Source organism: Lentibacillus juripiscarius, assembly GCF_042685205.1.
GTDB lineage: Bacteria > Bacillota > Bacilli > Bacillales > Amphibacillaceae > Lentibacillus > Lentibacillus juripiscarius.
Genome location: NZ_JBHUNA010000009.1, coordinates 122075 through 137136 on the forward strand (window position 1 = coordinate 122075; position 15062 = coordinate 137136).

General features: G+C 39.4%; 13 protein-coding genes. 6 read left to right on the plus strand and 7 right to left on the minus strand.

The features are described from left to right. Positions 1-886: 886 nt before the first annotated feature. The 3 genes from ACFSUO_RS05575 (at position 887) to ACFSUO_RS05585 (ending at position 3820) form a co-directional block, all read left to right on the plus strand. Positions 887-1675, plus strand: coding sequence for an HAD family hydrolase (locus ACFSUO_RS05575; RefSeq protein ID WP_382391904.1), 789 nt, complete (start codon positions 887-889; stop codon positions 1673-1675). Between the two features lie 462 nt (positions 1676-2137). Beyond that, a complete protein-coding gene (locus ACFSUO_RS05580; protein ID WP_382391906.1) occupies positions 2138-2497 on the plus strand; it encodes a hypothetical protein in 360 nt (119 codons plus the stop codon). A 315-nt stretch (positions 2498-2812) separates the two neighbouring features. Further along, the gene (locus ACFSUO_RS05585; RefSeq protein ID WP_382391908.1) at positions 2813-3820 is read left to right on the plus strand and encodes a ketoacyl-ACP synthase III; all 1008 of its coding nucleotides are present in this window, start codon (positions 2813-2815) and stop codon (positions 3818-3820) included. Between the two features lie 237 nt (positions 3821-4057). On the opposite strand, the gene ACFSUO_RS05590 is transcribed toward ACFSUO_RS05585, so the two are convergent. The 3 genes from ACFSUO_RS05590 to ACFSUO_RS05600 form a co-directional block, all read right to left on the minus strand. Then, on the minus strand, positions 4058-4312 hold the full coding sequence (locus tag ACFSUO_RS05590) for a hypothetical protein (protein ID WP_382391910.1): 255 nt from the start codon (positions 4310-4312) through the stop codon (positions 4058-4060). A 32-nt stretch (positions 4313-4344) separates the two neighbouring features. Then, complete coding sequence (locus ACFSUO_RS05595) at positions 4345-4995, minus strand: thermonuclease family protein (protein ID WP_382391912.1); 651 nt, start codon at positions 4993-4995, stop codon at positions 4345-4347. A 552-nt stretch (positions 4996-5547) separates the two neighbouring features. After that, entirely contained in the window at positions 5548-7215 is a 1668-nt protein-coding gene (locus ACFSUO_RS05600) for a ribulokinase (RefSeq protein ID WP_382391914.1), read from the minus strand. A gap of 184 nt (positions 7216-7399) precedes the next feature. On the opposite strand from ACFSUO_RS05600, the gene ACFSUO_RS05605 reads away from it, so the two are divergent. The 3 genes from ACFSUO_RS05605 to ACFSUO_RS05615 all read left to right on the plus strand — a co-directional run bounded on the left by ACFSUO_RS05605 (position 7400) and on the right by ACFSUO_RS05615 (position 10592). Then, the gene (locus ACFSUO_RS05605; protein WP_382391916.1) at positions 7400-8476 is read left to right on the plus strand and encodes an alcohol dehydrogenase catalytic domain-containing protein; all 1077 of its coding nucleotides are present in this window, start codon (positions 7400-7402) and stop codon (positions 8474-8476) included. 16 nt (positions 8477-8492) lie between these two features. After that, on the plus strand, positions 8493-9749 hold the full coding sequence (locus ACFSUO_RS05610; RefSeq protein WP_382391918.1) for an MFS transporter: 1257 nt from the start codon (positions 8493-8495) through the stop codon (positions 9747-9749). An 81-nt stretch (positions 9750-9830) separates the two neighbouring features. Beyond that, positions 9831-10592, plus strand: coding sequence for a DeoR/GlpR family DNA-binding transcription regulator (locus ACFSUO_RS05615; RefSeq protein WP_382391920.1), 762 nt, complete (start codon positions 9831-9833; stop codon positions 10590-10592). 471 nt (positions 10593-11063) lie between these two features. On the opposite strand, the gene ACFSUO_RS05620 is transcribed toward ACFSUO_RS05615, so the two are convergent. The 4 genes from ACFSUO_RS05620 to ACFSUO_RS05635 form a co-directional block, all read right to left on the minus strand. Further along, positions 11064-11786 (minus strand): RecB family exonuclease, encoded by a 723-nt coding sequence (locus tag ACFSUO_RS05620; protein WP_382391922.1) that lies wholly within the window; start codon positions 11784-11786, stop codon positions 11064-11066. Between the two features lie 69 nt (positions 11787-11855). Beyond that, complete coding sequence (locus ACFSUO_RS05625; RefSeq protein ID WP_382391924.1) at positions 11856-12278, minus strand: single-stranded DNA-binding protein; 423 nt, start codon at positions 12276-12278, stop codon at positions 11856-11858. A 62-nt stretch (positions 12279-12340) separates the two neighbouring features. Next, entirely contained in the window at positions 12341-13099 is a 759-nt protein-coding gene (locus ACFSUO_RS05630; RefSeq protein WP_382391926.1) for a hypothetical protein, read from the minus strand. Between the two features lie 5 nt (positions 13100-13104). Next, a complete protein-coding gene (locus ACFSUO_RS05635) occupies positions 13105-14352 on the minus strand; it encodes a RecT family recombinase (protein ID WP_382391928.1) in 1248 nt (415 codons plus the stop codon). Between the last annotated feature and the right edge of the window lie 710 nt (positions 14353-15062).

A 15062-nucleotide genomic window follows, 5' to 3' on the forward strand; every position in this document is an offset into this window, starting at 1 on the left:
CTTCTGTTTGAATTTTCGGTCTTGTTGACTCTCCGTTGTCTTCCCCCCGGTGTGAATTATTGCCGGTTGTCCTCGTTATGATTTTTGTCTTTCAATTTTGATGGATCATCAATGAGGTTTAGTGCCTAACATTAGTCCTCCTTTCTTGTCTCCCACGTAGAAGCCGTTATTAACATAAGGTCTAGAACTGAAATAACTATGTAGAAATTCAATTCTATTTTGTGAACTCCATAGTTTATAAGTTTAATATAAAATTTATACTGTACAAAATTTGTTTTATTGGTTTGTACAGGCAAATATTGCCAAAATAGATATTGTATAAAATTCACAAGCGGCCTTTATATTAATGCTACTAATTGCTTTTTTATGCTCTTAATTTCCCCCTGATGGGTGGTTTAAGTATAAATTGGACACACATCTCATTAATGGAAAACACGGGGTCCTTTAAGAACTTTAACTGCATTTAAAGACTAACCCATTCTGCCAGCACCTATAATATCGTTATTTGGACGGATTATCACTATACTGCAAAACAAAGGCGAAAACCTTTACGATTGGAAATATAGAAATGCACTAAGTTGTCTTTGGAAAAGGAGAAGTACCTCTTTTGATCATACTGGGGTTGTGAGACGGAGTACAGGAAATCCTCAATGGCTTTAGCTTTCATTTACCGATAATATGCTAAAAATACAGGGTGTATTTTTGCAGTCGGAAGAACCACCTGCCAAAGATTTAGCACCACAATCCGTACTACAAACATCGACGGTTTATATCATTTTCATATCACACTCCCCCCCTCAATTCTTCATGAAGTCATTACACACAGTTAATGCCCTCTTTACATTTAGATGATATGGTTGATGTGTAATAGGAAGGAGGAAAAAAAATGAATATACGTGCATTGTTCATTGATATGGATGGAACATTGCTGACGTCATCAAATGAGATTTCACAACGTAATGCGGAAACGATCAACAGATTGACAAATCAGGGTGTTAAAGTTTTTCTGGCGACAGGGCGTCAATATGAGATCACAGCACCTTACCATAGTCTGCTTGGCTTGAAAGAACCGATGATCTGCCTGAATGGTGCCTCCATTCATGATGGAATCACGGGAAGAGTTGTCCAGATGAATCCGGTTGTGCTGGATGAGGCGCATTTTCATCGTGTAACGAATGAAATCCCGTGCAATATCATTGTGCACACAACTGATGGTCTCTATTGCAACGAGACGTGCAAGGAGGTTGATGAGTGGACCAGGGAAGGTAAGGTTCCGCCGAGGTATATCGGCGACTTGCGGCATGTAGATTACCGGAACGTGCTGAAATACAGTGTCAGGACAGGTAGCCATGGTTCGCATATGTCACATTTATTTAGTGATGAAGCGGATGTCATTGACTGGAAAGACGGGTTTGAGATAGTTGCCCCCGGTGTTTCTAAATGGGCTGCCATTCAAGTGCTTATTAGAGCGTTTGGCATTAATCCGGAAGAAACAGCAGCCATCGGTGACGGCCCGAACGATATCCAAATGCTGCGTTATGCCGGAATCAGCGCCGCAATGGCGAATGCTGACCAAGAAGTGAAAGCGGCCGCAGATGTTACAACCGGTCATCATGAACAGGATGGTTTGGCTGAATTTATTGAAAAATACCTCGTTCAGTCATTTGCCGTCTGAGGTGTGACTGAACTAAAAAACGATAAACGTGAAGAAATCGTTTAGCAGATGATCATTCCCATATAGGTGGTCCTCTTTGTACAACCTCCAATCATTCTCCCTAAACCGAACCACATCAGTCTAATCGTCATGATTGAATGCTATATTGCTAATTATCATACCATTTGTATTAGATTCTTTGTTAAGCTAACGAGCGCAAGAATGGAATAATATACGACTTTTCTTGGCTTCTCAGGCCATTAAATACTATTGATTATGACATCCAAGTTGAAGGAAAAAGGAGAGAATGCTATTTGATAAGTCTTTGCAGCCGGCGTTGATTTTAGGAGTTAACTTTACAAGCAATACCTTTGGATGTTGTAGATGATTTTGATATGATATACGATGTTAATGTTTTTTATCACTACCATTAAACGTGGAAAACGTTTGGAAAATACACAATAGACTCAGGAGTGAATAGACATGCTGCTACAACATTTTTCCAATGGTTATGTCGCAAAAACCCTTTTTCAAAGCAGTTTGCCAAAGGTGCAAGATGATGACCAGGCTGCAACGCAATTTAAAGAAGGCTTTAAATTGTCCAGAAAGGCAATGAAGTTTGCAGGCCTTCTTGAATTGATAGGTTCCATATTTCTATTTATATCAATAATATCCAAGTCCGGGAAAAAATTTACGAGAATCGGTGCGCTGATGATCAATATTGTTCTTGGCGGCGCCATTTTCAAACACCTTGAAGCCGGACATGGCGTGGATGGCTCAAAAAAGGCATTAAAATTGTTCGGTTTAAACACGCTTAATTTTATAGAAGCCATGCGTAAATAAATTATTCATAAGGATGCAGAAATCACCTACTTGAACGAAATAAGTGGGTGATTTTTATTGAGGTCTATTCATTATACTTTCATCAATCAATCGAGCGCACAAATTTAATATGATACGTAAGCAAACTGAGTCTGATGCCGATTTAAAAAGTTCAGGGGGAACAGATTTCTTAATAGTAAATTTTGAATGGTATGTACTTCCTTTCGTGGCTCAATCGGGGCCAAATAATGAAATAATGTCTTGTGAAAATAGTGTGTTTATATGCTATAATTGGTACCAGGTAATAATATTAACTCTTAATTTGAGGTGAATTACATGAAAGGGGCAAGGGTTACAGCTATTGGAACTTATGTACCAGAGAAAAAACTAACAAATTTTGAACTTGAACAAATGGTTGAAACAAATAATGAGTGGATTGTCCAAAGAACTGGAATTCAAGAACGCAGAATTAGCCGTCCCGATGAATTTACAAGCGATTTATGTGTATCTGCTGTAAAGGATTTAATGCACAGATATAATAAAAATATTGAAGATGTTGATATGATTATTGTGGCAACAAGCACACCAGATTTTCCATTTCCATCAGTCTCGAGTATCATTCAAGACCGATTAAATATATCACAATCAGGGGCTGTGGATTTAAGTGCGGCCTGTGCAGGGTTTGTTTACGCATTGCATACGGCCCACACTTATATTGCATCCGGACTCCACAAAAAGGTACTTGTTATTGGTGCGGATGCATTATCAAAAATCACGGACTATACTGATAGAAGTACCTGCATTTTATTTGGTGATGGGGCTGGTGCAGTTTTAGTTGAACAAGATGAACAATCAAAAGATTTCATCGGATTCGATTTAGGAAGTGATGGAAAAGGGGCGCAACACGTATATCGTACTGGACTTTCAAAAAAAATCAATGGAATCGAGTTAATTGATACTCAATACCTTGTTCAAAATGGCAGAGAGGTTTTTCGATGGGTTATAAGGAATATTCCTGATAGTATTAAACGAATTTTAGGAAACACGCAAACAAGTTTAGAAAATGTTGATTGGTTTATCCCCCACAGTGCTAACTTGCGAATGATAGAACCAATTTGTGAAAAGTTAGAATACCCGATGAAAAAAACACTATATAGCTTGGTCAAGTTTGGAAATACCTCGGCTGCAACTATTCCACTAGCTCTGGACCTTGGAATCCGTGGGGGAATAGTTAAAAATGGAGAGAGAGTTCTTATGCACGGTTTCGGATCCGGTTTGGTTTATGCAGGCCAACTTTTAGAGTTGAATTTTGACGAACAAATTAATAATCCTGCACCGTTGTAGAATAAGATTGTGAAACAATATAAATTAACAGGCGCATTTACGGAACATCATAAGTCTAATTCCTCACTTAAAAAACGGAGGGATTAGGCTTTTTATCTTCGAAGGCCCTTAATTTTATAAATTCCGATTTCTTAACGATACTCGCTGGCAAATACATTGGATAAATGGTAAATAGAGTTACAATCGTTTGGTAAAAAACATTCCAAAAGTGGAACATTCATATGACCATTCTTAAGATTACGGTAACGATTCACACACTTTCCCGTCCCCGTCAGACCCATCCAAACGATGCGGATCTTGCTCAGCTCCACCTGTTTTTTTATAAAACTTCTGTGCTGCAGCTTGCGTATCAAAGTCGCTGCAGTCCCTATCAGGTCCGTTCGGATCATATCCTGAGGAAGAGCTTCCTGACGGTGAAGCTGATTCTGTTTCTGTATCGCCTAAGCCCTCCGATTGGGAGGCGTATCCGTCCGACGTCACATAACCCTCCATACTCCAAATTCCTAACTGATATCCTCCGCTTTTTAGAGTGCTTCCTGATGCGTGTACGATGGATCATATACATAGGCGTATCGCGCCAACCCCTTTCTTAGTAGCTGCTTATTAAAATTCTTGCCGTCATCCCAAATATAACCGAGCAACCTGTCGTAATGATCATGTTTCGGCCCATCAAATTCAATATAAACAGTTTCGACTTGTTCCAATTTCTCTTTAGCAAAGTTCGATGCTTCCGGACCAAACGGCTGTACCGGCTTTGACGGATGAACAGTCTCAGGTGTATCAACTAGAAGCAACCTAACATCCTCAATAGAGCCATTATAATTGATCTCTATCGTATCGCCGTCCACCACCCGATTAACTGTTGCCTTTTCGGCGTGGTCCGGGATTACCTGACTAGATTGCCTCGTTTCTTTCTTCCGGTTATTATTTTGTTGTCCATTTGAACTTTCGCTATCTTCGTTGCTTTTATCTGTCACTGCAGTGTCTTGATCCGCCGTTTGGACCGTCTGTATTTCTTCTTTTTGTTCTTCTGATTCACTATTTTCTGCTGAACAGCCAATCAATGAAAAGACAAAAATCACGGTCAAAGGGATAATGGTGATTCTTTCCCGCCGATGCACCAAAATAATTGCTGACAACACCGCAATAAAGCTAAACAATAGTATGATTTCCAATATGTTACGAGCCCCCCCTTTCTATGTACTCCTCAAGGTTTTAATAGAATTATAAATTCTATAGATTAAGTTTACACCAAAAAACTAACTCGCTTTATCTTTCCGGGATATAGCTTACCTAAGAAAACTTTCTTATAAAAATCATCGCACAGATTATACTCCATCTTGCACACAAGATTATTATTGAAATTACATTTATTGGCATTCCATTACATCCATTCAGCCATTTTTCGTTCGGATGGTTCGCTGTAGATTCGCGGTTTAGGATGTTTTTGTCAATGTACTGCTGTGGGCTCGATTTGATTTACGTGCAGGTTTCCTTTCTGCCCCAGACCTTTATCATACGATAAATGTGCTTGATGGAATGAAGCCAATTTACATAAAATTCCTGTACCTCTAATTTTTTATTACTAGGTACATTTCTTTTTGACACATGAAAATACTCCCCTCAAGCATATTGATTTTTATAGGTCTGCTTAAAGGGAGCCAATCTAATTTAGAACTCAACTCTGTAAACTTTTAAAACTAAATCTTTTTTTGTCTACTATTTGTTCAATTCATAACAGGGTTTTCATCGGGATATTTTAGGTATTTCATAAAGTTATTGTTTTTATATCCGAAATAATCATGTAGTTGCTTATACATATTGTACAGGTTTTCATATTTTTGTACATTTTCTTTAATAGGGTGATAGGTTTTTTGAAAAGGTTGTTTCATGCTATGAACAGCATCCTCAATATGGTTATAACCCCCTCCTTCGTCCCCTGCAGCGACTGCACCCAATATCGCAGCCCCAATTGCTGGGGCATAGTCAGTGGATGAGACATGAATATCAGTATTCAAGACATCAGCATAGATTTGCATCAGCAAAGCATTTTTTTGCGGAAGCCCACCGCAAGCAAATATTTCGTCAATATGAAGTCCCCAATTTTGGTAATTGTCAACAATGATTTTTGCCCCAAATGCCGTGGCCTCCAGGTAAGCGCGAAATATATCTTCAGGCTTTGTATGAAAGGTTAAACCAACAAGTAATCCAGTTAAATCAGCATCTGATAACACTGATCTGTTACCATTATGCCAATCAAGGGCAATTAAACCCGAGTCCCCTGGGGATTTTTTGCTTGCTCGTTTTTCTAAAAGGTCAAACACAGACATTTGCATTTGTTTGGCTTCGTCGAGAAATGTTTGAGGAACTTGTTGAGTATACCATCCAAAAAGATCCCCGACAGCGGATTGGCCTGCTTCATATGCATACAAGCCAGGGATAATGCCATCTTTAACGACTCCTGAAATTCCTGGAACCTGAATTTCCTTATCATTAAGCATCATATGGCAAGTTGATGTTCCCATTACCATTGTAAGTTGGTTGGATTTCGAAGCCCCAACCCCAAGAATGGCTGAGTGAGCATCAATCATGGCAACGCCAACAGGTAGTCCAGGCGGTAATCCCAATTCATCAGCTATTTTTAATGATAAACCGCCAGCGCATTCGCCAATTTTTCCAATACGTCCTCTAAGCTTTGAATAAAGCATTTCTCCAAGTTTAGGATGAATACTGGTTAAAAAGCCCTCCGGAAAACCATCTGCTTCATTCCAAAAAGCTTTAAACCCAAGAGAGCAATTGCTTCTGACAACGTCATTCGTTAGCCAGCTCACAATCCAATCCCCGGCCTCCAAGAATAAATCAGCTTCATCGTATAAACGTTCATCCTCATATATCGTTTCTAGGCATTTTGGTATAAGCCATTCAGGAGATACGTTAAAGCCGTATCTTCGCAACCAATCGTGTTTATCCTGAATCGCACGGTCTAATAATTCTTTTGCTTCTTCTGTTGGACCGTGATGTTTCCAGAGTTTAACCCAGGCATGAGGTCGATTTACATACTCAGAATGAAAAGAAAGCGGTTCTAATTCAGCATTTGTCGTTACCATAGTTGATGATGTGAAATCAACGCCAATTCCAGACAATTTACTTTTGGATATACCGGCCCTCTCCATTGCTTGAGGAATTCCTTTATATAGAACGTCCAGATAATCGCCAGGGTGCTGTAAAGCATAATCAGATTGTAATGTTATTTTATCCTTTATAGGTAATACCTCAGTAATGACACCGTGGGAATATGGAATGACGCTGGACCCCTGAATGGCACCATTATTGTTATTTATGATTAATACTCTTCCTGACTCTGTTCCATAATCTATGCCAATTGAGTAGGACATATTAAGGCCTCCAATGTAAGCGGTTTTATTCTATAATAATAAAAAACAAATAAACAATCAAGAGCAATAACAAGCACAAACAAATATATTTTTGTTCATTACTATTGACATTCAAGGAATATAGGTATAAAAATGAACATAAAGAAATATAAATAATCAATAATAAACATGGAGGGTTTTTAAAGTGAGAGCAGAAGATACAGTTAAATCCAAGGCTTATCAATTAACGACACCATGGCAATTCAAAGAAACTATTTTAGAACATGACGTAAAGAAAGGGGACGTGGTAGTCAAACCCTCAATGGTGAGTATTTGTCATGCTGATTTACGTTATTATACCGGTCAACGGCGTAAAGAAGCTTTGGAGCGTAAATTACCTATGTCTCTATTCCACGAGGGGATTGGTGAAGTAGTCACTTCAAAAAATGATAGTATTCATTCTGGCCAACGCATTGTTATTGTACCTAATATACCTGAAAGATTAATAAATTCTGGCAGTGAAATTTCAACAGAACGAAAGGTTGCGGATAACTATTCTAAAAATAGCGCCTTTTTAGGCAGCGGTTATGATGGGATTGGTCAAGAACATTTAGTATTGCCTGGCGAGAATGTTGTTCCAATACCTGCTAGTATTTCTGATGACATTGCAGTATTGGCAGAGCTGAATTCCGTATCTTACCAAGCGCTTAAACATGTGAGCGAAGAATTGAGCGATGGGCAAGTGGCTGTGTTCGGCGACGGTCCTGTTGGCTACTTGACAGCAGCGATGTTGTCACATGTGTATCAAATTGATCGGTCCAATCTCATCGTCTTTGGTGCCGTAGAAGAAAAACTAGCCCACTTTGATTTTGCAACAACGTACAATGTAAAAACATTTGATTTCAGAAATTTTCGGGGTGTAACAACTGTGATTGAATGCACAGGTGGCAAATTTAGCGAAACAGCTATTGATCAAGCTATTGATTTGATTGAGCCACAAGGAAGACTCGTTTTAATGGGCGTTTCAGAGGAGCGTGTACCTATTAATACCCGCGATGTACTAGAAAAAGGTTTAAAAATTTATGGCAGTTCGCGAAGCACATCTGATGACTTTAGACAGTTAATGTTGCTGTTTCGTGATACTAATTATCAAAAAACATTATCAAAATTATTACCTGATCAGCATGACACGATTGAAAATGTGGATGATTTAAAATATGCAATGGATCGGACAGCCGAACACAAGGGCTGGCAAAAAGCAATTTTAGATTTTAAATGGTAGATAGGAGCGTGTAAATATGGGATTGAATTGGACAGAGCGCTTGGGCATTCCATCAAAAATTGCGTGGGGATACCTAGGTGTACTCATCTTTATGATGGGTGATGGACTTGAAATTGGCTGGTTAAGCGCCTGGCTGCACGAACAGGGGATGTCGGTTCAACAAACAAGCCTATTATATACTGCGTATGGCGTAACGGTCGCTATTGCCTCATGGTTTTCTGGTGTTTTAGTTGAAATACTCGGAACAAAAAAGGCAATGCTGGCTGGACTTTTAGTCTATCTAATTGGTACTTCAGCATTTATTAGTTTCGGGATTTCCAGTTTAGATTTAGTCTGGATGATACCAACATATGCGATTCGGGGTTTTGGTTATCCATTGTTTGCATATTCGTTCTTAGTATGGATTGCCTACCGGGCGGAAAAACATCAGCTTGGAACGGCTGTTGGTTGGTTTTGGTTCGTATTTACAGGTGGTTTAAATGTACTTGGTGCTTATTATTCTGTAGTAGCTATCAAAGTTTTCGGTAATGTCGGTACATTATGGACATCTGTTTTTTGGGTGTTGCTTGGTGCATTATTCGCATTGGTAATCAACCGGGATAAATTAGAACGACATTCCAATCAATCATCAACAGATAAGTTGAAAGAACTTGGTAAAGGTATCACCATTATGAAAGAAGAGCCAAAAGTGCTTTTGGGAGGGATTGTACGGACAATCAATACAACAGCCCAATTTGCTTTTCCTGTTTTCCTTCCCATATACTTATCGGACTATGGGATTCCAACAAGTACTTGGCTATCAATTTGGGGCGCAATATTTACTAGTAACATTATTTTTAATCTGATTTTTGGAGTAGTTGGAGATAAGTTCGGCTGGCGTAATACAGTCATGTGGTTTGGTGGCGTTGGCTGTGGTATTACAACGTTGGGTTTGTACTATTTTCCAGCATGGTTCGCCGGAAATGTATGGCTTGTAGGAACGATTGGTATCATTTGGGGAGCTTTACTTGCCGCTTATGTGCCATTATCAGCTCTTGTTCCATCACTAGTCAAGTCTCAAAAGGGTGCCGCGATGTCGGTGCTAAATCTGGGTGCAGGCCTTCCTACGTTTATTGGTCCTGCAATCGTCAGTTTGCTGATTGGGCCAATAGGTAATGGTGGAGTTATGTGGGTTCTGGCTATTCTCTACTTTGTAAGCGCTTTGTTGACAAAATTCATTACGCTTCCGGAGGACTTCAAAGAGGATGATCCAGAAATAGCTGAGGCTAATTAAATTGATAACCGTATCTCTATTGAATTTTTAGCAGAAAATAAATACGATAAGAGTAGTGATTGATGAGATGGGGTTTGATTAATGCTTGCATTAGATCGGCAAAAACAAATTGTTCAAATAGTTAAACAAAAGCGTGTCGCAACTGTATCAGAACTGGCTTCTCAATTTGAGGTTCATGAAGCAACAATAAGACGGGATTTATCAGCATTAGAACAGAATGGTTTAGTGAACCGTACACATGGTGGTGTCGTACTTACTGAAGATGTATCATCTGAACCATCTTTTCATGAACGGGAATCCACTCAATATGAAGAGAAACAGCGTATCGGTGTTATTGCTTCGGAAATGGTGGAAGATGGTGACAATATCATCCTTGATTCGGGTACAACAACATTGCATATAGCGGAATCAATTACAGGAAAGGATAACCTCACCGTTGTTACCAACGATATAAACATTGCAGCTAAGTTACGATCTGCAAAGTCTATAAAGGTTATTGTGACAGGTGGGCAGTTATTTCCGGACAGCTATATGTTAAATGGAATGATAACGGATGAGGTGCTGAGTACACTCCATGTACATAAAGCATTTATTGCCACCCCTGCCTTACATCATAAAAAAGGTCTGACACATTTCGATGAACAATTAGTACCTGCCAAGCGCGGTATGATACGTGCAGCCAAAGAAATTATTGTGGTAGCCGATCATACCAAAATCGGCGGGATTTCATTACACAAAGTGGCAGAACCTAAACAAATTAATCATTTGATTACTGGTCGAGAAATAACAGACTCAGACATGGGTAAGTGGCAGGACACAGATACTACTGTGCATCTTGCATAGGGTCTAAGCAAAGCAGCCATTAAAATTTAATGGCTGCTTTTAATAATGGTTGTTTGTTATGTTACTATTACCATTATTATCTATGGAGAATTAAATCTATCATTTATTTAATGCCTTATTTTTATCCAATAAGTTTTAAATTGATTCTTGTACATTTCCTCCCCCTTTCTCTTAATTTACAAAGGTTTCCTATATGAATTAATTTTATAACTTATGTTGTTAATTCCACCAGCCACCCGATATTATTCTAGCTTAGCTATATAAAGCCATGAAAAAGCACTTTACAACTAGAGATTTTGTTCAAAACATATTTTAATTGAAATAGAAGTAACAGAATCGACGGACCACATTCACGACTATATCCCTCTGGCTAAATATCAGGGATTAATTTCACACTAAACACCTTGATTTAGTACATCTATTCAGGATTAAAACACTATTAATCTATCACAACAAAAAACATCGCACAGATTACACTCCATGCGATGTTAAAACGTTACTATTATTTTTCAAACATTCCCAAGCAAATGGACAATGACGGCATAACTTTGAAGGATGGGCTGGAAATAGCATTCCAGCATTATCGGGATGACTTTTTAATAAAGCTAGTCTACCATTTATTTCATTTGCAGTATCTAATGCCCATTGCCTTGCTTGCTCCATTTCTTCTGGTGTGAACACATGATTGCTCTCTTTACGAAAACGAATAAAATATAAACAGCCTTCTACAGAATGCAGTCCTTTCAATTGACTGACTACCCAAGCATATAGGGCTAACTGGTGATTATCCAGTGTCTTATAAGGAACACGATTCGTTTTCCAATCAGTAATCCTGCCATTGGGCTGAATCAAATCAATGAATCCTTGTAGCTGCGGTGCATTGGCTTCGTCTGCCAACTTCAACTTAAAATACGTTTCGGTGTCTCCCATGGCTGATTGAACTGGTGCTTTTTCCACTAAATCAGCTATTTCCGATTGTGTAAGCTCTTCATGAAAATTAGCTTCAGCATAACCATTCAATATTGATTCTTGATGCGGGATGCCATTGATTTTATCCTCAATTGCCTTATGAACGGCTTTTCCTAGAGCAAGTGGCTGTGTCATTGGTTCGTCTTTTTCAAGTACATACTTGTTATAAAATCGATTCGGGCATTGTTTATATAGGTTTAACCGACTGAACGAAAAAATCATCATCTCACCTGCTTTCTAAATGTATTTAAAAAAGAGAGATGAATCGAATCATCTCTCTCTAGTCGTAAGTATTTAAAATGGCAATTCCTTATCATCCACTTCAACGGGGTGCCCCTGTCCCTGGAACGGGTTAGACTGCCCCGATGATTGATTAGACGAACTTCCTTTTCCCTGTGATGTTTTAGTATCCAAAAATTCTACTTGGTCACCAACGACTTCGGTCATGAACACAGGCTTGCCATCCTGTCCTTCAAAGGAACGTGTTTGAATGCGACCGGTGACACCAACCTGTGACCCCTTTTTGCAGAACTGTGCGGTATTTTCCGCAAGTTTGCGCCATACCTGACAGCGAATGAAGTCAGCTTCACGGTCTCCGTTTTTATTGGTGAAGGGACGATTAACTGCCAATGTGAAAGTGGCAACTGCCACACCGTTCTGCGTATATTTCATGTCTACATCTTTTGTCATGCGTCCAATTAATTGTGTGTTATTCATCGTATGAAACTCCTTTATTGTTGAATTTTATCATCTTACTTGCTATGCTGATTCAAGCAAGATTAACCCCCTATAGGGACACCTTCCGTTATTGGAACGTGTCCTTTTTTATGCTCGGTTTTTCGTAAATATTGCAAAAACACAATATTGACGAAAAGTGTATCCATATCAAAATCAATCGTTTCTAAACAAGTACCCCAGGAAAGGCGTCCCAAAATGGTACCTTCCACAGCCCATTTTTTTGGGCCTTGTTCCTGTCCTTTTAGATACTCGTCCTGAATACGGTTAAACATATTTGGAATCGTGGCATGCCAACATTTGTCTATCAACCACACAAGCAATTCCTTTTGTCGTTTTTGCTGATTTTCCAAATGGGCAATACAGAGGAAAATCGCATAGTGCAATGCTAATTTTTCATGTGTGTATTGCTTCCAATCTCTTAATATCTTGCTTTTATGCTTTTGAAACTGCCTAAAATCGTTGCGCTTGTATTCTTTCCAGCCAATCCGTTCCAGCTGATACGGTGTTAATCGGTAGGCAGGATGGAGTGATTGACGGCATGTACCGAAATAGTTTTGCTTGATCTCTTGGTATGATTTGCCGCTTAACTGCACCTCAAAGTCAAGAACGCCCCCCGCCTTTTTGCAGTACCAGCACTTGTACAGTTGCTCTTCAGTATTTAAAGAAAGATAAAACTTCTTTCGCTTGCCGGCATCCTCTTTGCAAAAGGGGCATTTGGCCAGACTTTCTTTCTTCCCAAACGATTTCGACTGGAATTGAAGGTCATATTTTTGTGCAACGTCAAGAATATTTGGCAACATGGGTATCACCCTGCCTGCTGGTTGTCTTCCATAACTTCCACTAAAAACCAAAAGCCATTTTCTTTCTTTAAAGCAAGGGTGACCTGGTCACCTTGTGCTAATTGTTCAGCCTGTTGCACTTCTTTCTCTCCGCGCGCAATCATTAGCGTTGATTCACCGTTGATCTCCCCGGCAATTTTGGCAAACTTAGCGCCATTCTTTTCACCGATAGTTACATTTTGAATCATGACACTGTACGTATCTTGAATGGATTGATCTACATTCACCGATGATTGTTCGCTGGACGATGATTTCGCTTGCTGATTGTTTTCTTCCTTTTCCACCGTGGAAGGCGTTTGCATATCATGCAGGAAGTAAAAACTGTTTTCCTGATAGATAGCGAGATTCAATATTTCCCCTTCTGCAGTTTCTTTTAAGGCGCTCATTAGGTTTTTATCACGAACCAGTACGTTGACGGTTTGATCCAATTCTTTTGGCTTCGCTGTCAGCAGACCATATTGTTTATTGGAAGAACTCGTTTTAACGGCATAGGACTGCACAATCATTTCCCGGCTGGTAACAGAATCAGCAGCAGGTGTTTCTTCATGGGATGGTTTGTTTTTTTCCGGCTGTTCTTTTTCACCTTTTTGCGTTGGCTGTTGGTCTGAACGGTTGTCGGTTTCCTGCAGGTTATCATCCAGTCCCACTTCTTCCTGAGTATATAAACCACCCAATGGAAACTGTCGACGCAGCACAAACGTTTCAGCGATTTTTACAATCATGGCGCTCGGCAATGTATCCCATACGTTGGGGTTCCCGTATTTGGAGTTTACTTTGCCGCTGTTGGCATTGTAGTATTCAGCAAAGTCCACAAACACAGCAACTGGATGATGTTTTTTATGCTTCATGATGGCATAAGCACCAATAATCTTGCCCCGTTTGGTGCCAAATTTATGTTTGACATCTCCCTCACTTGGAAGAAACTCAAAATCATCGCCTTCTTTGACCACGTTAGCATTAGGTGGACCAACATAGCCCGGTTGACGAGTGGCTACACGGAGAAGCCCATCACGTGTCGTGATAAACTGGGTTTTAGCACCACGTTTGGTTTCATAGCGTTGGAACACCACATCCCCCAGTAATGGATTGAGACCAAAATTCTCACACATTTCCACAAAGTGCTGTGCTTCTGCATCCGTCCCATTGACTGGTTGGATAAAACGGCTCCAGATTAACGACTTTTCTTTGTCTGTGAATTGAATTGCTTTTTCCATTTTTATCGCTCCTTTGTAAAATTTGTTGACTCCACGCTTTATATAAATCTTTACTACAACATGGAATCCCCCCTTTAAGAAAATATTTATCCAATAAAAAAAGCCAGTGAATCTCAACTGCTTGAGATAAACTGACTTTTAATAAGCAATAGAAAAAGCGTATAGCAAACGCCATACACTTGTTTTAATTTCTTGAATATGAATACACGTATGATGTGTATTTTTTGTGTGAACGTACACGAGTCTTTTCTTTCCTAAAATACCAACGGAATCTAAAGACAAGAATACTTTATGCCGAATCTTCCTCGTAAAACGGGGAGGTGACGACCTTCACCCAATGGTGACGAAAATACAAAATATCTATACATCTAAAATAGCAAAATATTAAGATTACGTCAATGTACTCCAAATTCATTTTGATTGAAACTATTCTCAACCTATCCAGTTTTTCAGCCGTGCGGGATATCCGACGGTATACCTTCTTCTATGAAGTGGATCCAGCCTTCGTTCTGCCGAATGCAGGAGTATTGATGGGATGGTTTCGGGAAACATGGTTCCTTCATTCCCATCCTCGGTTGTAACGTTTAGATTATGATTTTGTATCATCTACTGTTTTTCACGGCTGAGCACGCTTATAGCAGAACTTGTCGATCGGCGCCCGTTAATGGAAATAAAAAAATCCCGCAATAGAGGATTTTTTATCAAGATTT

Bases quoted from the DNA above. Each gene is read 5' to 3' on its own strand.
- ACFSUO_RS05625 (WP_382391924.1), bottom strand. From the start codon at position 12,278: ATGAATAACACACAATTAATTGGACGCATGACAAAAGATGTAGACATG.
- ACFSUO_RS05630 (WP_382391926.1), bottom strand. From the start codon at position 13,099: ATGTTGCCAAATATTCTTGACGTTGCACAAAAATATGACCTTCAATTC.
- ACFSUO_RS05600 (WP_382391914.1), bottom strand. From the start codon at position 7,215: ATGTCCTACTCAATTGGCATAGATTATGGAACAGAGTCAGGAAGAGTA.
- ACFSUO_RS05615 (WP_382391920.1), top strand. From the start codon at position 9,831: ATGCTTGCATTAGATCGGCAAAAACAAATTGTTCAAATAGTTAAACAA.
- ACFSUO_RS05590 (WP_382391910.1), bottom strand. From the start codon at position 4,312: ATGGAGGGTTATGTGACGTCGGACGGATACGCCTCCCAATCGGAGGGC.
- ACFSUO_RS05610 (WP_382391918.1), top strand. From the start codon at position 8,493: ATGGGATTGAATTGGACAGAGCGCTTGGGCATTCCATCAAAAATTGCG.
- ACFSUO_RS05635 (WP_382391928.1), bottom strand. From the start codon at position 14,352: ATGGAAAAAGCAATTCAATTCACAGACAAAGAAAAGTCGTTAATCTGG.
- ACFSUO_RS05620 (WP_382391922.1), bottom strand. From the start codon at position 11,786: ATGATGATTTTTTCGTTCAGTCGGTTAAACCTATATAAACAATGCCCG.
- ACFSUO_RS05575 (WP_382391904.1), top strand. From the start codon at position 887: ATGAATATACGTGCATTGTTCATTGATATGGATGGAACATTGCTGACG.
- ACFSUO_RS05585 (WP_382391908.1), top strand. From the start codon at position 2,813: ATGAAAGGGGCAAGGGTTACAGCTATTGGAACTTATGTACCAGAGAAA.
- ACFSUO_RS05580 (WP_382391906.1), top strand. From the start codon at position 2,138: ATGCTGCTACAACATTTTTCCAATGGTTATGTCGCAAAAACCCTTTTT.